General features: G+C 52.2%; 18 protein-coding genes and 2 tRNA genes. 18 read left to right on the forward strand and 2 right to left on the reverse strand.

The features are described from left to right. Nucleotides 1-3: 3 nt before the first annotated feature. The 15 genes from rlmN (at nt 4) to ACO0K9_RS01675 (ending at nt 15834) form a co-directional block, all read left to right on the forward strand. Nucleotides 4-1164, forward strand: a complete 1161-nt coding sequence (gene rlmN, locus ACO0K9_RS01605; protein ID WP_422982488.1) for a 23S rRNA (adenine(2503)-C(2))-methyltransferase RlmN — start codon at nt 4-6, stop codon at nt 1162-1164. Continuing rightward, on the forward strand, nt 1161-1970 hold the full coding sequence (gene pilW, locus ACO0K9_RS01610; RefSeq protein WP_422981093.1) for a type IV pilus biogenesis/stability protein PilW: 810 nt from the start codon (nt 1161-1163) through the stop codon (nt 1968-1970). The genes rlmN and pilW overlap by 4 nt, the downstream gene beginning before the upstream one ends. A gap of 7 nt (nt 1971-1977) precedes the next feature. Further along, a complete protein-coding gene (locus tag ACO0K9_RS01615; RefSeq protein WP_422981095.1) occupies nt 1978-3057 on the forward strand; it encodes a helix-turn-helix domain-containing protein in 1080 nt (359 codons plus the stop codon). Between the two features lie 2 nt (nt 3058-3059). After that, complete coding sequence (gene ispG, locus ACO0K9_RS01620) at nt 3060-4337, forward strand: flavodoxin-dependent (E)-4-hydroxy-3-methylbut-2-enyl-diphosphate synthase (RefSeq protein ID WP_422981097.1); 1278 nt, start codon at nt 3060-3062, stop codon at nt 4335-4337. A gap of 14 nt (nt 4338-4351) precedes the next feature. Beyond that, nucleotides 4352-5713, forward strand: a complete 1362-nt coding sequence (gene hisS / locus ACO0K9_RS01625) for a histidine--tRNA ligase (protein WP_422981099.1) — start codon at nt 4352-4354, stop codon at nt 5711-5713. A 61-nt stretch (nt 5714-5774) separates the two neighbouring features. Further along, nucleotides 5775-6431 (forward strand): YfgM family protein, encoded by a 657-nt coding sequence (locus ACO0K9_RS01630; protein WP_422981101.1) that lies wholly within the window; start codon nt 5775-5777, stop codon nt 6429-6431. A 12-nt stretch (nt 6432-6443) separates the two neighbouring features. Next, complete coding sequence (gene bamB / locus ACO0K9_RS01635) at nt 6444-7601, forward strand: outer membrane protein assembly factor BamB (protein WP_422981103.1); 1158 nt, start codon at nt 6444-6446, stop codon at nt 7599-7601. 6 nt (nt 7602-7607) lie between these two features. Beyond that, complete coding sequence (gene der, locus ACO0K9_RS01640; RefSeq protein ID WP_422981105.1) at nt 7608-8948, forward strand: ribosome biogenesis GTPase Der; 1341 nt, start codon at nt 7608-7610, stop codon at nt 8946-8948. Nucleotides 8949-9099: 151 nt separating this feature from the next. Continuing rightward, on the forward strand, nt 9100-9336 hold the full coding sequence (gene hfq, locus ACO0K9_RS01645; protein WP_186946602.1) for an RNA chaperone Hfq: 237 nt from the start codon (nt 9100-9102) through the stop codon (nt 9334-9336). A gap of 35 nt (nt 9337-9371) precedes the next feature. After that, nucleotides 9372-10499, forward strand: a complete 1128-nt coding sequence (gene hflX, locus ACO0K9_RS01650; protein WP_422981107.1) for a GTPase HflX — start codon at nt 9372-9374, stop codon at nt 10497-10499. A gap of 31 nt (nt 10500-10530) precedes the next feature. Further along, the gene (gene hflK / locus ACO0K9_RS01655) at nt 10531-11808 is read left to right on the forward strand and encodes an FtsH protease activity modulator HflK (RefSeq protein WP_422981109.1); all 1278 of its coding nucleotides are present in this window, start codon (nt 10531-10533) and stop codon (nt 11806-11808) included. Continuing rightward, nucleotides 11809-12711 (forward strand): protease modulator HflC, encoded by a 903-nt coding sequence (gene hflC / locus ACO0K9_RS01660; RefSeq protein WP_422981111.1) that lies wholly within the window; start codon nt 11809-11811, stop codon nt 12709-12711. Between the two features lie 98 nt (nt 12712-12809). Further along, a complete protein-coding gene (locus ACO0K9_RS01665) occupies nt 12810-13961 on the forward strand; it encodes an ATP phosphoribosyltransferase regulatory subunit (RefSeq protein ID WP_422981113.1) in 1152 nt (383 codons plus the stop codon). A 3-nt stretch (nt 13962-13964) separates the two neighbouring features. Continuing rightward, nucleotides 13965-15278 carry an adenylosuccinate synthase gene (locus ACO0K9_RS01670; protein ID WP_422981115.1) on the forward strand — a complete coding sequence of 438 codons (1314 nt, stop codon included), beginning with the start codon at nt 13965-13967 and terminating at the stop codon, nt 15276-15278. A 22-nt stretch (nt 15279-15300) separates the two neighbouring features. After that, nucleotides 15301-15834: a phosphoribosyltransferase gene (locus tag ACO0K9_RS01675; RefSeq protein ID WP_422982490.1), complete on the forward strand. Its 534-nt coding sequence runs from the start codon at nt 15301-15303 to the stop codon at nt 15832-15834. Between the two features lie 161 nt (nt 15835-15995). Here the strand turns inward: ACO0K9_RS01675 and ACO0K9_RS01680 are convergent. Continuing rightward, nucleotides 15996-16080 (reverse strand) — tRNA-Leu (locus ACO0K9_RS01680). A 249-nt stretch (nt 16081-16329) separates the two neighbouring features. Continuing rightward, a tRNA-Leu gene (locus ACO0K9_RS01685) sits at nt 16330-16414 on the reverse strand. Between the two features lie 159 nt (nt 16415-16573). On the opposite strand from ACO0K9_RS01685, the gene rnr reads away from it, so the two are divergent. From rnr to cysE, 3 genes are all read left to right on the forward strand, one after another. Next, nucleotides 16574-19084 (forward strand): ribonuclease R, encoded by a 2511-nt coding sequence (gene rnr, locus ACO0K9_RS01690; RefSeq protein ID WP_422981117.1) that lies wholly within the window; start codon nt 16574-16576, stop codon nt 19082-19084. A gap of 21 nt (nt 19085-19105) precedes the next feature. Continuing rightward, nucleotides 19106-19846: a 23S rRNA (guanosine(2251)-2'-O)-methyltransferase RlmB gene (rlmB, locus tag ACO0K9_RS01695; protein WP_422981119.1), complete on the forward strand. Its 741-nt coding sequence runs from the start codon at nt 19106-19108 to the stop codon at nt 19844-19846. Between the two features lie 115 nt (nt 19847-19961). Further along, on the forward strand, nt 19962-20708 hold the full coding sequence (gene cysE, locus ACO0K9_RS01700) for a serine O-acetyltransferase (RefSeq protein ID WP_422981121.1): 747 nt from the start codon (nt 19962-19964) through the stop codon (nt 20706-20708). Nucleotides 20709-20726 lie beyond the last annotated feature (18 nt).

The following is a 20726-nucleotide window of genomic DNA, read 5'->3' on the forward strand; positions in this document are numbered from 1 at the left end:
AAGATCATGACGGTGCTCACAAATTTATTGGATCTGGATCCAGCGCAACTCGTCGCTTATTGCGGCGCGTTGGGTGAGAAGCCGTTTCGTGCCAAGCAATTGCAACGCTGGATACACCAGTTTGGTGCCAGTTCGTTTGAAGAAATGACTGACCTCGCGAAATCCTTGCGCGAGAAGCTCACAACGCGTGCCACTATTACCGCTCCCGCCGTTATCAGCGACCATACATCTACCGATGGTACGCGCAAATGGTTGGTTGATGTCGGGCAGGGCAATGCGGTAGAGACTGTTTTTATTCCCGAAGAAAATCGCGGCACCCTGTGTATTTCCACCCAGGCAGGCTGTGCAGTGAACTGCCGTTTTTGTTCTACCGGCAAACAGGGTTTTAACCGGAATTTGAGTGTGGCCGAAATTATTGGCCAGTTGTGGATGGCTGAATTTGAATTGCGCAAGACCAAAGGTATCGCTCCCGGCCCTAAAGGTGAGCGTCAAATCACCAATGTGGTCATGATGGGCATGGGTGAGCCCCTGCTGAATTTTGAGCCTACGGTGACTGCATTACGCCTGATGCTGGATGATAATGCGTATGGTCTGTCGCGCCGTCGCGTGACGGTGTCCACCAGTGGCGTGGTGCCGATGATAGACAAGCTGGCGCAGGAATGCCCGGTAGCCCTGGCGGTGTCGCTGCATGCATCGAACAATAGCTTGCGTGACAGCCTCATTCCCCTGAATAAAAAACATCCGCTGGAAGAGTTGAAGGCTGCCTGCAAGCGTTACCTTGAATTTGCGCCGCGCGATTTTATTACCTTTGAATATTGCATGCTGGACGGTGTCAATGATACCGATGAACATGCGCGGGAACTGGTGCAACTGGTGCGTGACGTGCCTTGCAAGTTCAACCTGATCCCGTTTAATCCCTTCCCGGAATCAGGCTTGAAGCGTTCTGCCAATCCGCGTATCAAAGCGTTTGCACAGATATTGCTTGATGCAGGCATCGTTACCACCACGCGTAAAACCCGTGGCGATGATATCGATGCGGCTTGTGGGCAGTTGGCCGGCGAAGTGCAGGACAGAACACGCGTGCAGGAACGCATGCAAAAGATGGCGGAGTATCAGAAGAAGTTTGGCGAAAATTTTGGCAAGATCGTGGAGATCAATCAGTGAAAATTTTTCAAATGCGTCACCACCTGTTGACCGGCATGCTGATGGTATTGGCATTGAGCCTGTCAGCGTGTGGGTCGAAACCGCGTCTTGAAGGTGAGCAGCCTGAAGAGAACGTCTCAAGTGAGAAAATGGAAATGCGCAAGCGTGCTTCCATAAGGATGCAACTGGCAATTGACTACTACAAGCAGGGCCAGCAAAAAGTCGCATTGGAAGAAATACGTCAGGCATTGCTGATTTCGCCTGACCTGGTTGATGGTTACAGCGTGCGCGCCCTGATTTTCATGGATCTCGGCGAGAAGCAACTGGCTGAAGAAAATTTCCTGTATGCCCTGAAGCTGGCACCGGGGAATTCGGATATCGAAAATAACTATGGCTGGTTCCTGTGCCTGAATGGCCGTGAAAAGCAGGGCCTGGCTTATCTGGATAAGGTCATCAAGGACCCGGCCTACGGGGCACCGGGCAAGGCCTTGAACAACGCTGGCCTGTGCAGTCTGCGTTTGAAAGATCCGCTGGGTGCCGAACGCTATTTCCTGCAAGGCTTGCGCGAAGATCCGGGCAGTCCGGCAATCAATGCCAACCTGGCCAAGATATTGTTTGACCGTGGCGAATATTCGCAGGCACGTTTTTATATCAATCGCGTATTGAAATTTGACGTGCTGACGGCGGATGTGCTGTGGCTCGCCATCAAGATAGAAAAGAAAATGGGGGATGAAGCTGCGGTCAGTGGTCTGGCAACGCAATTGCGTCGTCGCCATGCTAATTCCAAAGAGTATTCCTTGTATCAGCGCGGGGTGTTCAATGAGTGAAGCGGGAATGAATTCGCCTGTCGAACCGATGGCGCCTGAACAATCCGAGAATAAGGTCGCGCTGTCGGTCGTGCAGACTGCCGGCGCACAATTGTCGGCTGCACGTATCCAGCAGGGCATGAGCCTGCAGCAGGTGGCTGAGCAGTTAAAGCTGTCGCAGCGTCAGATCCTGGCGCTTGAGAATAACCAGTTTGAGCTATTGCCGAAGATGGTAATCGTGCGTGGTTTTGTGCGTTCGTATGCAAAATTGCTGCGACTCGACCCGGCTCCGATGGTCGCCTGCCTGCCGACGGAAGCGGTGGCTCCTGGTCTGGATGCGGATTTGCGTCCTACACTGGCGACCCCTTTCATGGAGTCGCGCACACCGTTTTTGGGGCGCCAGGAAAATAACAATCGCAAGTACCTGATAGGCGCAGCCTTGCTGGCCGTGTTTGCCATGTTGTTTGTGGGTGGCCAAAAACTGGAACAGTCTGGCTACTTCAAGGGCTTGCTGACGCCAGCATCCGTTGCCAAAACGCCGGAAGAGCTTAACGCCAGTGTGGAAGCGGCACCTGCCAGTGTTGCCAGTGTTGGCAATGAGTCGGCGGCTGAAAACAAAATGGATGCTCCGGCATCAAGCGTCAGCCTGGCGGGTAGCAGTACCCGACTGGAAAATCAGGAGCAGGCTGCATCCGCCGCCAAATTGCCTCAGGATGTGTCGCCAGCGCCAATCACTACCTCTGTCAAAGTGCCGGCGCCTGTCGCTACCTCAGTTGCTGCTTCAGTAGCCGCAGTTGCTGCGGCACCCGTCAGTGTAGCTTCTCTGAGCACCCCGCTGGTAGTCGCCAGTCCAGCCACCGTACAGACTGGGAATAACCAGTTCAAGCTGAAGTTCAAGCAGGATTCCTGGATACAGGTAAAGCGCGAGAATGGCACGATCATTACTTCGCATCTGGCCAAGGCTGGTACGGAAGAATTCTTTGACCTGAAAGATGCCTTGCAAGTCAGGATAGGCAATGCCGTCGGCGTGGAAGGCTGGGTGCGTGGCAATGCAATGGCCATAGTGCCGGGCAAGGACAGCAACGTAGTTAATTTGAATGTGAAGTAAAGATGACGGATTTTTTATCGGAAATTGCTTCTGGCCCCATGTTCAGGCGCAAATCCCGTTCAGCCAGTGTCAGTTATGGCAGCCGTGAAGTGATCGTCGGTGGTGGTGCGCCAGTGGTGGTGCAGTCCATGACCAATACCGACACGGCAGATGCGATAGGTACCGCTATCCAGATCAAGGAACTGGCGCGTGCCGGTTCCGAACTGGTCCGCATTACCGTGAATAATCCTGAAGCCGCCGCCGCGGTGCCGGCGATCCGTGAACAACTCGACCGGATGGGCATTGACGTTCCCCTGGTGGGCGATTTTCACTACAACGGTCACACGCTGCTGCATGATTTTCCCGATTGCGCCAAAGCCTTGTCCAAATACCGGATTAATCCTGGCAATGTAGGCAAGGGTGCCAAGCGCGATACGCAGTTCGCGCAAATGATAGAAATGGCCTGTCGCTATGATAAACCGGTGCGCATAGGCGTGAACTGGGGCAGTCTCGACCAGGCCTTGCTGGCCCGCATCATGGATGCCAATGCGCTACGTCCTGAACCCTGGAGTGTGCAGGCAGTCATGTATGAGGCATTGATCACGTCTGCCATAGAAAGTGCCCAGAAAGCGGAAGAGCTGGGACTGGGCGGTGACAAGATCATCCTGTCTTGTAAAGTGTCTGGCGTACAGGATTTGATCGCCGTTTATCGTGAACTGGCGCGCCGTTGCGATTACCCCTTGCATCTGGGTCTGACTGAAGCCGGTATGGGCAGCAAGGGCATTGTCGCTTCGACTGCTGCACTGGCTGTGCTGATGCAGGAAGGCATAGGCGACACCATCCGTATTTCGCTGACCCCGGAACCAGGTGGCGATCGTTGCCGCGAAGTCATCGTTGGCCAGGAAATTTTGCAAACCATGGGCTTGCGCAAGTTTACCCCCATGGTGATCGCCTGCCCGGGTTGTGGCAGGACCACATCCACCGTCTTTCAGGAGCTGGCGGATGATATCCAGACTTTCCTGCGTAATCAGATGCCGAGCTGGAAGCTGGAATATCCGGGTGTGGAAAACATGAATGTGGCGGTCATGGGCTGTATCGTGAATGGTCCGGGCGAATCCAAGCATGCCAATATAGGTATCAGCCTGCCTGGTACGGGGGAATCCCCGGCGGCACCGGTGTTTATCGATGGGGCCAAGGCACTTACCTTGCGGGGCGACAAGATCGCTGAAGAATTCCAGGTTATCGTTCTGGATTATGTAAAAAGTCACTATGCGCCGGCGAATGGCGTGTCAAATCATTGAATCAGGTAGCAAGCATGTCGGAAAATAAAAAAGCAGAAAAAATTGCAGGCATCAAAGGTATGAATGACCTGTTGCCGGACGACGCTCCCTTGTGGGAGTTGTTTGAAAATACCGTGCAATCGGTGTTGAAGAGCTATGGCTTTCAGCAAATTCGTACCCCTATCGTCGAATCGACCTCGTTGTTTGCGCGTGGACTGGGCGCAGTAACGGATGTCGTTGAAAAAGAAATGTACTCTTTCGAAGATTCCATGAACGGTGACAAGCTGACCTTGCGCCCAGAGGGAACTGCTGGTGTGGTCAGGTCTGCCGTTGAGCATAATCTGGTGTACGACGGCCCAAGACGCCTGTGGTATACCGGCCCCATGTTCCGTCATGAAAGGCCGCAACGTGGGCGTTATCGCCAGTTCCATCAGGTAGGTGCCGAAGCTTTGGGTTTCAGCGGTCCGGATATCGATGCTGAACTGATCATGATGTGCCAGCGTTTGTGGGATGATCTGGGCTTGCAGAATGTACGCTTGGAACTGAACTCGATTGGCGACGCTGCCGAAAGAATGCAGCACCGTGCGGCCCTGGTTGCCTATTTTGAACAGCATATGGATATCCTGGATGCAGAAGCGCAACGTCGCTTGCATACGAATCCTTTGCGCATACTGGATACCAAAAATCCTGCGATGCAGGAAATGGTCAATGCTGCACCCAAGTTGCTGGACTATCTTGGTGAAGAATCGCTCGCCCACTTTGAAGGGGTGCAAAAAATCCTGCGCGATAACAGTATTCCATTTACCATCAATAGCCGTCTGGTACGTGGCCTGGATTACTATAACCGCACCGTGTTTGAATGGGTGACGGATGAGCTGGGTGCCCAGGGTACAGTCTGTGCCGGTGGTCGTTATGATACGCTGTTCGGTATTTTTGGTGGCAAACCTACACCATCTTGCGGATTTGCAATGGGAATAGAGCGCTTGCTGGAATTGATGAAGCTCAATGGTGATCTGCATCAGCCGGCAATGTGCGATGTGTATCTGGTACACCAGGGGGATGCTGGACAGATGCAATCCATGGTACTTGGTGAACGATTGCGTGATGCCGGGCTGGATGTTGTGTTACATTGCGCAACGGCGGCAGGCACGGGCAGTTTCAAGTCGCAAATGAAAAAGGCAGATGGCAGCGGCGCTGCCTATGCCGTTATTATTGGTGAGGATGAGGCCAGTAATAATACCGTCAGTATCAAGGCCATGCGTGCCGACGATGCTGAAAACAATCAGGTCAACGTGCCATTCGATACAGCGGTGGATTATCTGGTCGACCAGATTGCCGGTGTGGAAGATGATGATCATTGCTGCGACGACCCCAACCACATCCATATTCATCATTAATACTCGTTACTACGCATTCATCATATTAATAACGTTAATCATATAGATAACAATAGACACTATGGCATACGATTTAGAAGAACAAGAGCAGTTAGACAGCCTGAAAGATAGCTGGAAAAAATACGGCAATATGGTGACATGGCTGGTGATCGTTTGTCTGGGCGGCTATGCTGCCTGGACATACTGGAACACCTATCAGGGTAACCAGTCGCTGCAGGCTTCGCAGTTGTATGAAGAAATGCAAAAATCGGTGACTGCCAAGGACAATGCCAAAGTGCAGCGGGCTGCCGAAGATTTGAAAGAGAAGTTTCCACGCGCAGCATATGCCCCCATGGCGGCACTGGTCGCTGCCAAGAGCGCATTTGATGCCGGTGACCTGAAAGTCGCCAAAACCCAGTTGCAATGGGTGGTGGATACGGCAAAGGTAGACGAATACAAGGCGCTTGCCAAAATCCGTCTGGCCGGTATTGCACTGGATGAAAAAGCCTATGACGAAGGTCTGAAGCAATTGTCTGGCAGTTTCCCGGCAGAGCTGGAAGCGGATGTACTCGATGCCAAGGGTGATATTTATGTTGCCCAGAACAATATCGCAGAAGCACGTACTGCCTATAAAGCTGCATTGGACAAGATGTCGGAAAAAAATCCGGGGCGTCAGTCTTTGCAAACCAAGCTGGATGCCGTTGGCGGTGCCGCTGAAACAAAAGTTGTTAGTAAATAACAGGAGCCATACATGCAATTTTCTGCCAAGCTGCTGGTTACGGCATCTGCACTTTTTGCCTTGAGTGGCTGTTCTACACTGTCATCCCTGAATCCCTTTTCTTCCAAATCAGAAAAAAACACCCCTGCGGTTTTGACGGAAATTAAAACCACGATGTCCATCAAGACCAGCTGGACGGTACCTGTCGGCGCTGCTGGCAATTACCTGTTTACGCCAGCTTCGGTGGCGCAGAACGTGTATGCTGCGGCTGCTGATGGCACGCTGGTCCGGCTTGAGGTGGCGAGTGGCCGTATAGTCTGGAAAATCAATGCAGGCATGCACCTGACTGCTGGTGTCGGGGCTGATGCAAACACGATTGCAGTGGTTGGTGAAAAAGGTCAGGTGCTGGCATTTGATCAGGATGGCAAGCTGCGCTGGAAGGCACCGGGCACGAATGAAATATTGTCTGCGCCTGCGGTCGGCCAGGGTCTGGTCGTGGTACGCAGTATTGACAACAAGATATCCGCGTATGACGCCAATACCGGTGAACGCAAATGGTCAGTAGAAAGACCTTTGCCGCCTTTGACCTTGCGTCTGGCACCTGGGATCGTGATCACAGAACAACAGGTACTTGTGGCATTGCCAGGTGGACGCATGTCTTCACTGGCATTGAATAACGGTGGCCTGCGTTGGGAAGCCGTGGTTGGTGAACCGAAAGGCGCGACCGAACTGGAGCGCGTAGCAGACGTATCCGGGATCCCAGTGATCATGGGTCGTGACGTATGTGCCAGTTCCTTCCAGGGGCGTGTAGCCTGTTTTGACGTGTCTACAGGCGCTTTGCGCTGGAACAAGAACTTGTCCAGTGAGGTTGGTGTCAGTGTTGACGAACGTTTCGTCTTCGCGGCTGATGTCAATGGCGCAGTTAATGCCTATGCCCGCACCGGTGGTACCAGTGCGTGGCGTAATGATAAATTGAGTAACCGTCGTTTATCTGCCCCCATTTCATACGACCGCGCAGTAGCGGTGGGTGATATGGCAGGTTATGTCCACTTCCTGTCAAGGGAAGATGGTTCGTTCATAGGACGGGTAACTACCGATGGTAGTCAGATTTTAGCAGCACCGCTGGTGGTGGATGCTAAACTGATCGTCCAAACAAAATCAGGATCAGTGGTTGCGCTAGCACCCGAGTAATAAATAATGAAGCCGGTTATCGCACTTATAGGCCGACCTAATGTCGGCAAATCCACGCTGTTCAATCGGCTTACCCGTTCTCGTGATGCTTTGGTAGCAGACTTGCCAGGTTTGACGAGAGACCGCCATTACGGTGAAGGCCGTGTTGGTGAGCGTCCTTTCCTGGTGATTGATACAGGCGGTTTCGAGCCTGTTGCCAAGGAAGGCATCATGCATGAAATGGCCAAACAGACCAAGCAGGCCGTGGCTGAGGCCGATGTTGTCGTGTTTATTGTCGATGGCCGTCAGGGCCTGACGCCGCATGACAAGACCATCACCGATTTTCTGAGGAAGTCTGGCCGTTCTGTCATGTTGGTGGTCAACAAGGCCGAGGGTATGAAATACACCTCGGTGACCGCTGACTTTTACGAGCTGGGCCTGGGTGATCCATATGTGATTTCCGCTGCCCACGGTGATGGTGTGACTGATCTGGTCGAAGAGATGGTGGACATCGCGTTTGCGCAACGTCCGCCAGAACTGGAAGAGCCTGAACCGAATGTCAGAGGCATCAGGATTGCCATCGTCGGCCGCCCCAATGTCGGTAAATCGACGCTGGTGAATACCTTGCTGGGCGAAGAGCGCGTGATCGCCTTCGATATGCCGGGCACTACCCGTGATTCCATCGAGATTCCTTTCGAGCGTGAGGGCAAGCATTATTCCCTGATTGATACCGCCGGCATACGCCGACGCGGCAAGGTGTTTGAAGCGATAGAAAAATTTTCGGTGGTGAAAACCCTGCAATCGGTGTCAGAAGCCAATGTCGTCTTGCTGCTGCTGGATGCGCAGCAGGATATTTCAGAGCAGGATGCCCATATCGCCGGCTTTATTCTGGAATCCGGTCGCGCGCTGGTGGTTGGCGTGAACAAATGGGATGGGCTGCAGAGTGACAGACGGGATGAAATCAAGTTGGATATTGAGCGCAAGCTGAATTTCCTGACGTTCGCCAAGTTTCACTTTATCTCTGCACTGAAATCGACCGGTATCGGCCCTTTGATGAAATCGATAGATGCTGCCTATGAAGCGGCGATGTGTAATTTGTCGACACCAAAACTGACCCGTGCCCTGATCGAAGCGGTAGAGCACCAGCAACCGAAGCGCAAGGGTTCGATCCGGCCAAAATTGCGTTATGCGCATCAGGGCGGGCAAAATCCACCTATTATTGTTATTCATGGCAACGCACTGGAAGCAGTGGGCGATGTGTACAAGCGTTACCTTGAAAAACATTTCCGTGAAACTTTTTCTCTCACGGGGACTCCATTAAGGATAGAAATGCGATCGGGCAAAAATCCGTTCGACAAATCAAAATAATGGAAATAACGCCAGTTCCGATAAAATTTTGGTGCTGGATAGGCAATAAAGATAAAAATAGATTACATTACTTTGTAATCAACTTCTTGGATTACTTGTATTTTGCCAAGTAGTCCCCAACTCCTGATCACAACAACACAATGGAGCTGTTATGAGTAATAAAGGGCAACTACTACAAGACCCGTTTCTGAACGCATTGCGTAAAGAACACATCCCTGTATCAATTTATCTGGTCAATGGCATCAAGCTGCAAGGCCATATTGAATCATTTGACCAGTATGTCGTGCTGCTGCGTAATACAGTGACACAAATGGTCTACAAACATGCTATTTCGACTGTTGTACCAGCACGTGCAGTCAGCATCAACACCGAGTCTGAAGCAGAGTAATATTTGAACGCTGAATCATTGGAAAGAAGTCGTCTATGCGCGCCGCTCTAGTCGGTGTGGATTTTGGCAAAGACGACTTTGCCGCTAGTTTAGAAGAATTGTCTTTGCTCTCGCAATCTGCGGGGGCGGAGCCGGTTACAACCATCACTTGCAAGCGGGCAAGCCCTGATGCTGCGTTTTTTGTCGGCTCCGGCAAGGCGGATGAGATAGCACATGCTGTCGCTGATGCCGCGCTGGAGATTGTGATTTTTAATCACGCATTGTCACCAGCCCAGCAAAGAAATCTTGAACGTCATATGAAAGTCAGGGTGGTAGACCGTACCAGCCTGATTCTCGATATTTTCGCTCAGCGTGCCCACAGTCACGAAGGCAAGGTGCAGGTGGAGTTGGCTCAGTTGCAACATCTGGCAACGCGCCTGATACGCGGCTGGACCCATCTGGAACGACAAAAGGGTGGTATCGGCTTGCGTGGTCCGGGTGAGACGCAGTTGGAAACAGATCGCCGCCTTTTGGGTGAGCGGGTGAAAATGCTGAAGCAGAAGCTGGAAAAACTGCACAAGCAACGTGAAACCCAGCGTCGCTCAAGAGGTCGCAGCAATACCTTGTCGGTTTCCCTGGTTGGCTATACCAATGCCGGGAAATCAACTTTATTTAATACCCTGACCAAGGCTGGTGCCTATGCAGCCGACCAGTTATTTGCTACTTTGGATACCACATCCCGTCGCCTTTACCTGGGAGATGCCGGTAGTGTGGTAATTTCGGATACGGTAGGCTTTATTCGTGAGTTGCCACATCAACTGGTTGCCGCATTTCGTGCCACACTGGAAGAAACCATACATGCCGACCTGCTTTTACATGTCGTGGATGCCGGTAGTCCGGTAAGATTCGACCAGATACAGCAAGTGAATGAAGTATTGAAAGAAATCGGTGCTGATCATATTCCGCAGATGCTGGTCTGGAACAAGATAGACCTGGCGGGTATAGAACCATCGGTTGACCTTGATGAGTGTGATAAAATCCAACGGGTTTTTTTGAGCGCCCGGACTGGGGCAGGGATCAGTTTGTTGCGTGAATCGATAGCTCAATTCGCGCTGGAAAAAGCGTCAGCTTCTGGGCAGGCCGTATTGCCGGAAGATAATGACGCACGCTTTAATCTTCAGTAGTCCAACCCACTATTCATTGGATAGCGACAGAATGCTTGTTTCACTTCTCAAAAGAATTGGTTTGACCATGTCGTTGAACGACCCTCAATGGGGACGTGGTTCACAAAACAATAATCAGAATAATAATAACAATAAAAAGCCGCCCGAAGGGCCGCCTGATCTCGATCAGCTATGGAAGGACTTTAGCCAGAAGCTGAGTCGTCTGCTGGGCCAAAAAGGCAATGGCGGTGATAATAACGGCGGGTTTTCGCCTGACTCTTCCGGTGCCAAAATAGGCGCTTCACTGATTGTTGGTATTTTTGTCATGATCTGGCTGGCGAGTGGCTTTTTCATCGTGCAGGAAGGCCAGACGGCTGTCATCACGACCTTCGGCAAATTAAGCCATCAAACCTCCGCCGGTTTCAACTGGCGCTGGCCTTACCCTATCCAGGGCCATGAAATCGTCAATGTGTCCCAGGTACGCACCATTGAAGTCGGCTATCGTTCAAATGTGAAGAACAAGCAGGCCCGTGAATCCCTGATGCTGACTGATGACGAAAATATCGTTGATATTCAATTTGCAGTTCAATATAAATTAAATAACGCGGCTGACTGGCTGTACAACAACCGTGATCAGGAAGACATGATACGTCAGGTCGCCGAGACTGCCGTGCGCGAAATCGTCGGTAAAAACAAGATGGATTTCGTCTTGTATGAAGGCCGCGAAAAAGTCGCGCTGGATGTCAGCACCAGCATGCAGAAAATCCTGGATGTGTATACCGCTGGTGTGCAGATCACCAATGTGACCATGCAGGGCGTGCAGCCGCCAGAGCAAGTCCAGACAGCATTTGATGATGCCGTCAAGGCGGGGCAGGACAAGGAACGTCAAAAGAATGAAGGCCAGGCGTATGCCAATGACGTGATTCCCAAGGCGCGCGGTGAAGCATCCCGTTTGCTGCTGGATGCAGAAGCCTACAAGTCGCGTATCGTGGCCAATGCTGAAGGTAATGCCTCACGCTTCAAGCAGGTGTTGACCGAATACCAGAAAGCGCCGGGTGTCACCCGTGACCGCATGTACCTGGAAACCATGCAACAGATTTTTGCCAGCACCAGCAAGGTGATGGTGGATACCAAATCCGGCAATAACATGCTGTATTTGCCGATAGACAAAATGATGGCGCCCTCTGATTCGTCCGCTGGCAAAGCAGCAACAGCGACCGTGCAGCCAACGGCACCGTCTGCCGAACAGATTCCTACTGTGGAGATGCGTTACAGCAAAGATGGAAGATCAAGAGATACCCGCGACTCTCGTGACAGGGAGGTACGATAAATGAATAAGCTCATTTCTGTCATTGTTGCCCTGCTTGCAGCTATTCTGGTAGCGTATTCCACCATCTTCGTGGTTGACCAGCGCTCACACGCGATTGTTTTTGCTTTGGGTGAAGTACGTTCTGTCATCAGCGAACCCGGCTTGCATTTCAAATTGCCGCCACCATTCCAGAACGTGCTGTTCCTGGACAAACGGGTATTGACTATTGATTCTCCTGAAGCTGATCGTTTCATTACCGCTGAAAAGAAAAATATCCTGGTCGATTCCTATGTCAAATGGCGCATCAAGGAACCGAAACTGTATTACGTCAGCTTTAATGGTGAAGAACGCCGCGCCACGGACCGCATGTCGCAGATCGTCAAGGCGGCCTTGAATGATGAAATCACCAAGCGTACCGTGCGTGAAGTGATTTCCGGGGAACGTGGCAATGTCATGGATGCGATCAAGAAAAAAGTCGCAGAAGAATCAAAGCCGATAGGCGTGGAAATTCTGGATGTGCGTTTGAAGCGGGTTGATTATGTCGAACAGATCAATAATTCCGTGTATGACCGCATGAAGGCAGAACGGGCTCGTGTTGCCAATGAATTGCGCTCTACCGGTGCTGCCGATTCCGAGCAGATTCGTGCGGATGCTGACAAACAAAGAACAGTGATACTGGCAGAAGCCTTCCGCGAAGCAGAAAAGATGCGCGGTGCCGGTGATGCTGAAGCCTCACAGATCTATGCGCAGGCGTTTGGGCAAAATCCTGAGTTCTACAAGTTTTATCGTAGCCTGGAAGCCTATCGCAACAGCTTCAAGAATAAGAGCGATGTGTTAGTGGTTGATCCTAACTCAGACTTTTTCAAATACTTTAAAGGCTCTGGTGCTTCTGGCAGTAGTGCGCCTGCAGTAAAAGGCAAGTAATTTATTCGTTTTCTCGACAGCGATCTGCACCTCAAGGTGCAGGTCGCTGTTTGTCGGATTGGCCAAGCCAAATTTTTTTGTTTTTTACATAATTCCCCATGCCAAATTGGCTTTTACCTGAAAATATTGCGGATATCTTGCCCTCTGAAGCGCGCAAGATAGAAGAGCTGCGCCGCGCCTTGCTGGATCACTTCCGTTTGTTCGGTTACGAAATGGTGATGCCGCCTTTGCTGGAATACATAGAATCCTTGCTGACCGGGGCAGGGCAGGACACCGACCTGCGTACCTTCAAGCTGGTGGACCAGATGTCAGGCCGTACCATGGGCCTGCGCTCGGATATGACGACCCAGGTTGCCCGTATTGACGCCCATTTGCTGAACCGCCGTTCTGTCACGCGCCTGTGCTATGCCGGCAGCGTGTTGCAGACCAGGCCGTCTGGCCTGCATGCCACGCGCGAGCCTTTGCAGATCGGTGCCGAGATTTATGGCCATGCCGGCCTCGAGGCTGATGCTGAAATCCAGGAGCTGGTACTGGGTTGCCTGGCGCTGGCAAATATCCGTGATGTGCGCCTGGATCTGTGCCATGTGGGCGTCTTGCGTACCTTGCTGGCGGCAGATCCGCTGGCCAAGGCCCAGGAAAACACCCTGTTCGCCCTGCTGGAAGCAAAAGACCTGCCGAGCATAGACAAGCTGAGCCAGAATTTTTCTGCCGAAGTCCGGGGAGCCTTGCTGGCTTTGCCTGGCCTGTACGGCGATGCGTCCGTGATTGCCAAAGCACGTTCTGTCTTGCCAGCCATGAAGGGCATTGATGTTGCGCTGGATGAGCTGGACTATCTGGTCAATCTGACTGGTGGTGCCCATGTCACCATCGACCTGGCAGATTTGCGCGGCTACCACTATCACAGCGGCGTTATGTTCAATGTATTTGTGCCTGGTTTGCCGAATGCTGTCGCGCGTGGCGGGCGTTATGATCACGTTGGCGAGGCTTTTGGCCGCCTGCGACCTGCCACCGGCTTTTCTCTGGATTTGCGTGAGCTGGCACGTCTGCTGCCTACTGCCGAAAGAAAAGGGGCGATACGCGCACCCTGGGGTAGCGAACAGCTCTTGCGCGAGAAAATTGCCCAATTGCGTAGCGAAGGCGAGATCGTGATTCAAAGCATGCCCGGACACGAGAGTGAACAAGACGAATTTGATTGCAATCGCGCACTCACTTTCGATGGTGGTAAATGGATTCTTCAAAATGTAGGTTGAGTGATGACACAAACTAAAATTGCAAAAAACGTTGTTGTAATCGGCACCCAGTGGGGCGATGAAGGCAAAGGGAAAATTGTTGACTGGCTGACCGATCACGCACAGGGTGTGGTGCGCTTTCAGGGCGGACACAATGCCGGTCATACACTGGTGATAGGCGGCCAAAAGACCGCCTTGCAACTGATACCTTCCGGTATCATGCGCGCCGGCGTTGCCTGTTATATCGGCAATGGCGTGGTGTTGTCCGTGCCCGACCTGTTGAGGGAAATTGACAAGCTGCAGGCAAATGGCGTGGAAGTAGTATCGCGTCTGAAAATTTCGGAAGCCTGCCCAGTCATCCTGCCTTACCACACTGCACTCGATGCAGCGCGTGAAATTGCCCGTGGCGCTGCCAAGATCGGTACCACTGGCAAGGGCATAGGCCCGGCGTATGAAGATAAAGTGGCACGTCGTGCGATCCGTGTCGCGGATTTGCTCAATGAAGAGCGCTTTGCAGAAAAGCTGCGTGATAATCTCGATTATCACAATTTTGTGCTGACCAATTATCTCAAGGCACCGGCTGTTGACTTCCAGAAAACCCTGGACGACACGCTGGCCAATGTGCCGCGTATCCGCCCTATGGTGGCCGACGTGTCGAGCGCCCTGTATGCCGCCCACAAGGCAGGTGCCAGCCTGTTGTTTGAAGGTGCGCAAGGTAGCTTGCTGGACGTTGATCACGGCACCTATCCTTTTGTGACTTCCAGTAACTGCGTAGCCGGTAATGCCGCTGCCGGTTCTGGTGTCGGCCCCAATATGCTGCATTACATCCTGGGTATTACCAAGGCTTACACCACCCGTGTCGGTTCCGGTCCTTTCCCGTCTGAACTGCCAACGGACGCCGGTGTCGGCAAGCATCTGGCCAGTGTTGGCCATGAGTTTGGTACCGTTACCGGACGTGCGCGTCGTTGCGGCTGGTTTGATGCAGCCTTGTTGAAACGCTCGGTGCAGATCAATGGTGTTTCCGGCATGTGCCTGACCAAGCTGGACGTACTCGATGGTGTGGAAACGCTGCGCCTGTGTACTGGTTATAAAGTGGATGGCAAAGTCGTTGACATTTTCCCGGTCGGCGCTGAAGAAGCGGCGCGCTGCGAAGCCATTTATGAAGAAATGCCAGGCTGGACCGAGACCACGGTCGGTGCCAAGAGCATGGATGCCTTGCCCGTCAACGCCCGCAACTATATCCAGCGGATTCAGGAGCTGGTCGGTGTTCCGGTCGATATGGTATCTACCGGCCCGGATCGTGAAGAAACGATCGTTTTAAGGCATCCATTTATTTAAGAAGGAAAATAAGAATATGAATATGCCCGCATCAACAGACAAGGATTTATGGGTTTCCTGGGAAGCCTATCACCGCTCCATCGAACAACTGGCCTTGAAAGTGCATGAAACCGGTTGGAAATTTGACCAGGTACTGTGCCTGGCGCGTGGTGGTTTGCGTCCAGGTGATATTTTCTCGCGTATTTTTGATGTGCCGCTGGCGATATTGTCGACCAGTTCCTATCGTGAAGAATCCGGCACCGTGCAGGGCGCGCTGGACATCGGCAAGTATATCTCCATGACCAAAGGCGCTTTGGAAGGTCGTGTGCTGGTAGTGGATGATCTGGTAGATTCTGGCGTGACACTGGAGAAGGTGCTGGTGCATTTGCGCGAGAATTTCCCGGCAGTGACTGAAGTCAAGTCGGCTGTGATCTGGTACAAGGCATGTTCATCCGTGGCACCGGACTATTATCTCGAACACCTGGCGAGCAATCCATGGATACATCAACCTTTTGAAGAATATGACAGTATCAGACCGCATCAGTTGAATGCCTGGCTGAAAAAAGGCGCGAAGTAAGCGTATCCAAAGACGGAAGCATAGGCTTCCGTTTTTTTATGCGCGCTTTGATGGAAGTGCAGATGGTGATGCTTGATAGTGGTGCGGGAATGCAGGGCAATGCGGATAAAGAAGCAGGAAATGAAAAAGCCCGCTGACGAATCAGCGGGCTCTCAAATCGGTGGTGCCCACGGAGGGACTCGAACCCCCACACCCGAAGGCACATGGACCTGAACCATGCGCGTCTACCAATTCCGCCACGTGGGCAACGGAAGGCGTAATTATAGAGCATTTGCGGTATTTTGGGTGAGTATTTCAAAACGAAATTGAAACCACGCAAATCGACTGGGATTGATTTCTGTGGAGATGGAAAAAATGCCATGAACAATGGCAAAATCAGGGATGATGAAGTGCAATGGCCAACACAGCAGTAAAAGCGGCAGCGGGAAAACAGGAAGTGCAGGTGATAGCGGAAATGAAAAAGCCCGCTGACGAATCAGCGGGCCCTCAATTTGGTGGTGCCCACGGAGGGACTCGAACCCCCACACCCGAAGGCACATGGACCTGAACCATGCGCGTCTACCAATTCCGCCACGTGGGCAACGGAGAACAATATTATAAATTAATACGGGGATTTGTCAAGATGCGTGACTTGATGAATACAAGAATTGTTAGGCGAAAGAGGTTTGCTCCGGTAAACTAATGCCTGACTATGGTTCTGGCACGGGCCAGATTAACATTTAAAGAAGAAATATAAGATTTGAATAAGCATTTATACCCCATTCCCAGCCGCGAAGAGATACTGGGCGTTCTACGTACTAACAAGGCAAAAATGACGGCCTCCGCCATTGCGGACGGGTTGTCGGTTAAACCTGAGGAGTTAGATGGCATGACACGACGATTAAACGCGATGGAAAGGGATGGGCAGATTAAAGTGGACAAAGGTGGAAGTTACACCATCGCCAATCAAGACAATTTCATCAGCGGAAAAGTCAGCAGCCATCGTGAAGGGTATGGTTTCCTGATACCGGATGACGGTAGCGAAGACTTGTTTTTGCCAGAACGTGAAATGCAGAAAGTACTGCATGGTGACCGTGTCATGGCACGCGTGGTTGGCACGGACCGGCGTGGTCGCCTGGAAGGCGGCATCCTGGAAATCCTGGAAAGAGCCAATACCCATGTCATCGGGCGTCTGTTGAATGAAAACGGGGTCTGGATCGTTGCGCCTGAAGACAAACGCTTCAGCCAGGACATTCTGCTGACCGGTGCACCCGGCAAGGCAAAAGCTGGCCAGGTTGTCAGCGTCGAGTTGACCGAACAACCCACCCGTTATGCGCAGCCGGTAGGCAGGATTGTTGAAGTGCTGGGTGATGTCGATGATCCAGGAATGGAAATCGAAATCGCGGTCAGGAAATTTGGTGTGCCGCATGAGTTTTCTGAAGCAGTCAAAAAGGCTTCAGCGAAACTGCCGTCCGAAGTGCGTGACGTTGATCTGAATGACAGGGTAGACCTGCGCGATATCCCGCTGGTGACCATTGACGGTGAAGATGCGCGTGACTTTGATGATGCCGTGTATTGCGAGCCCATCAAGATCGGCCGCAGCAGAGGGCACCGCCTGATCGTGGCGATTGCCGATGTCAGTCACTATGTTCACCCTAATGATGTACTGGATGAAGAAGCGCTATTGCGCAGTACATCCGTGTATTTCCCGCGTCGCGTCATCCCCATGTTGCCGGAACGCCTGTCGAATGGCCTGTGTTCGCTCAATCCTGACGTTGATCGTTTGACGCTGGTTTGCGACATGGTCATAACCCAGGATGGTGAAGTCACTGCCTATCAGTTTTATCCGGCAGTCATGCATTCGGCAGCGCGTTTCACGTATACCGAAGTGGCGGCCATCCTGGGTAACACCAAGGGCCCGGAAGCAGGCAAGCGCCTGACGCTGGTGCCGCATCTGTTGCATCTGTATGAAGTCTTCCAGTCATTGCTGAAGGCACGTCAGGTGCGTGGTGCGATCGATTTTGAAACGACAGAAACCTATATCGTTTGCAACCCATCCGGCAAGATAGAAAAAATCTTGCCACGCACACGCAATGATGCACACAAGCTGATAGAAGAGTGCATGTTGGCAGCCAATGTCTGTGCTGCCAATTTGTTGGAAACCTATAAGCATCCTGGCACGTATCGCATCCATGCCGGCCCTACCAAAGAAAAACTGACCCAGGTCAGGAATTTCCTGAAGCAGGTAGGTTTGTTCCTCAACGGTGGTGATTCACCGTCGGCATCTGACTATGCCGAGTTGATGAAAAAAATCAAAGGCAGGCCAGACGCACCGCTGTTGCAGACCATGTTGCTGCGGTCCATGCAGCAGGCCGTATACAGTCCGGATAATATCGGCCACTTTGGCTTGTCGTATGATGCTTATGCGCATTTCACCAGCCCGATACGCCGTTACCCCGATCTGCTGACGCACCGGGCCATCAAGGCCATCTTGCAGGGGCGTAAATACGAACCCAAAGGCATAGACCTGAGCCTGTTGAATACCACCGTATCCAATGCCGCACGCAAGCAGATGGTTGCTGACAAGGCTGCCGGTAAGAAGAAAGTCGAAAAAGACCTGACAATCTGGGATGCACTCGGCGTACATTGCTCTGCCAATGAAAGACGGGCAGATGAAGCATCGCGTGATGTGGAAGCCTGGCTGAAATGCTATTTCATCCGCGGCAAACTGGGGGAAGAGTTTACCGGCATGATCACCGGCGTCACCCAGTTCGGTATTTTTGTGCAACTCGACGAGATTTATATCGAAGGCCTGGTGCATGTGACTGAACTCGGTGCAGATTACTTCCAGTTCGATGATGCACGTCATGAATTGCGTGGCGAACGCACAGGCAAGCGTTATCAACTGACGGATAAAGTTCGGGTACAGGTGAGCCGGGTTGATCTGGATGCCAGGAAAATTGACCTGAGCATCGTGCAGCCAGCATCCAGCAAATTGCCTGGTGGCCCAGGCGAGCAAAGAAGTGTCGGAGCTACAGATAAAGGCCGCAAAAATTCCACCAATACAAGAAAACCTGCTTTGGAGCCGGAAGAAAAATTAGCGCCTGTTTTTTCCAAGGCGACTAAAACCACGGCGGTGAAAAAGGGAAGTGTAAAAGCAAGTGAGGACAGTTTTTCTGGGGGGCGTCGCCAGAAATCTGCTGCTGTACCTGCCAGTGCCAAGAAAAAAACCACCAGCACTGCAGGCAAGGCTGCAAAGAAAAGACGTTAGTAGATAATTGAAAAGAACAAGATGAAAAGTAAAATGATATTTGGCTTCCATGCGGTGACTTCACGTATCCGCCATGAAGCCTCTTCTGTCGACGAGATTTATGTCGATTCCGCCCGTGTGGACAGACGCATGCAGGATTTGCTGAGTACCGCAAAAACTGCCGGTGTGCGCATTATCCTGACAGATGACCAGCGTCTCAGCAATATCGTCGGTACGCGCCGTCATCAGGGTGTGGTGGCGAAAGCCAGTGAACTGTCACTGGCCCGTAATCTGGATGAATTGCTGGATGCCATCGATGGCCCGCCTTTGTTGCTGGTACTCGATGGCATTACCGATCCCCATAACCTGGGTGCCTGCCTGCGGGTTGCTGATGGTGCCGGTGCGCATGCCGTGATCGCCCCCAAGGACAGGGCCGTAGGTTTGAATGCAACTGCAGCCAAAGTCGCCAGCGGTGCAGCGGAAACCGTGCCCTATATTACCGTGACCAATCTGGCCCGCACCCTGCGTGAACTGAAAGAACGGGACATCTTGCTGGTTGGCACGACCGACGAAGTGGAAAAGAATATCTATGATGTAGACTTTAAAACGGGTGCTGCCATCGTCATGGGTTCTGAAGGTGAAGGCATGCGTCGCCTGACCCGTGAAACCTGCGATGTGTTGGTCAGTGTTCCCATGTTTGGTTCTGTTGAAAGCCTGAACGTTTCTGTGGCTTCCGGCGTGTGCCTGTATGAAGCGCGTCGCCAGCGTCTGGTAAGAAGCTGAAGCCTCGTAACTCCAGGTTTGCTGCCCGCCATTCCCTGGCGGGCATTAGGGGCTCTCCACGGGCCTTTGTGAAATACGCTACTATCTAGCTCCCGCCAGAACATTTTTAAAATCCATGTTTAGCCGCTTAAGAGAAGATATCGCAAGTATCATCAAAAAAGATCCCGCAGCCCGCAATGCCTGGGAGGTGATCACTTGTTATCCTGGTTTTCAGGCGATTCTCATGCATGGATGGGCACAGTGGTGCTGGACGCGCGGCATGAAGTGGCTGGGACGTTTTATTTCCCATATCGCCAGGGTATTGACTGGCATAGAGATACATCCGGGGGCCAAGCTGGGCCGCAGGGTATTTATCGACCATGGCTTTGGCGTGGTGATAGGGGAAACGGCAGAAATCGGCGACGATTGCACGATTTATCAGGGCGTGACACTGGGTGGTACTTCTTTATCCAGAGGTTCCAAGCGCCATCCTACGCTGGAGACGGGTGTCATCGTTGGTGCCGGTGCCAAGGTGCTGGGTGGTTTTACTATAGGTGCAGGCGCTAAAATCGGTTCCAATTCCGTGGTACTGAAACCGGTACCTGCGGGTGCCACGGCGGTTGGTAATCCGGCCCATATCATCAAGAAAGAAGTGGCATCGGCAGATTCCGAAGCGGCGCAATTATTTACTGCCTATGGCGTGACGCAGAATAGTGATGACCCTATTTCCAAAGTATTGCACAAGCTGATAGATCATGCTGCATCCCAGCAGGAGCAGATAGAAAAACTGTCGGCAGCACTGTCTGGTGCAGGTATCGTTTGTGATGCGGCACAAAAAGCTGAGAAACTCAATCCCGAACAGATCAATAGCCTGGTTGATTGATCAGACTTCTTGGTCAGT

Origin of the sequence: Undibacterium sp. Ji50W, from assembly GCF_049340445.1 — a bacterium.
Lineage (GTDB): Bacteria > Pseudomonadota > Gammaproteobacteria > Burkholderiales > Burkholderiaceae_D > Undibacterium.

Coding starts and splice junctions, on each gene's coding strand:
- ACO0K9_RS01615 (WP_422981095.1), top strand. CDS start 1,978: ATGAATTCGCCTGTCGAACCGATGGCGCCTGAACAATCCGAGAATAAG.
- ispG (WP_422981097.1), top strand. CDS start 3,060: ATGACGGATTTTTTATCGGAAATTGCTTCTGGCCCCATGTTCAGGCGC.
- hisS (WP_422981099.1), top strand. CDS start 4,352: ATGTCGGAAAATAAAAAAGCAGAAAAAATTGCAGGCATCAAAGGTATG.
- ACO0K9_RS01630 (WP_422981101.1), top strand. CDS start 5,775: ATGGCATACGATTTAGAAGAACAAGAGCAGTTAGACAGCCTGAAAGAT.
- bamB (WP_422981103.1), top strand. CDS start 6,444: ATGCAATTTTCTGCCAAGCTGCTGGTTACGGCATCTGCACTTTTTGCC.
- der (WP_422981105.1), top strand. CDS start 7,608: ATGAAGCCGGTTATCGCACTTATAGGCCGACCTAATGTCGGCAAATCC.
- hfq (WP_186946602.1), top strand. CDS start 9,100: ATGAGTAATAAAGGGCAACTACTACAAGACCCGTTTCTGAACGCATTG.
- hflX (WP_422981107.1), top strand. CDS start 9,372: ATGCGCGCCGCTCTAGTCGGTGTGGATTTTGGCAAAGACGACTTTGCC.
- hflK (WP_422981109.1), top strand. CDS start 10,531: ATGCTTGTTTCACTTCTCAAAAGAATTGGTTTGACCATGTCGTTGAAC.
- hflC (WP_422981111.1), top strand. CDS start 11,809: ATGAATAAGCTCATTTCTGTCATTGTTGCCCTGCTTGCAGCTATTCTG.
- ACO0K9_RS01665 (WP_422981113.1), top strand. CDS start 12,810: ATGCCAAATTGGCTTTTACCTGAAAATATTGCGGATATCTTGCCCTCT.
- ACO0K9_RS01670 (WP_422981115.1), top strand. CDS start 13,965: ATGACACAAACTAAAATTGCAAAAAACGTTGTTGTAATCGGCACCCAG.
- ACO0K9_RS01675 (WP_422982490.1), top strand. CDS start 15,301: ATGCCCGCATCAACAGACAAGGATTTATGGGTTTCCTGGGAAGCCTAT.
- rlmB (WP_422981119.1), top strand. CDS start 19,106: ATGAAAAGTAAAATGATATTTGGCTTCCATGCGGTGACTTCACGTATC.
- cysE (WP_422981121.1), top strand. CDS start 19,962: ATGTTTAGCCGCTTAAGAGAAGATATCGCAAGTATCATCAAAAAAGAT.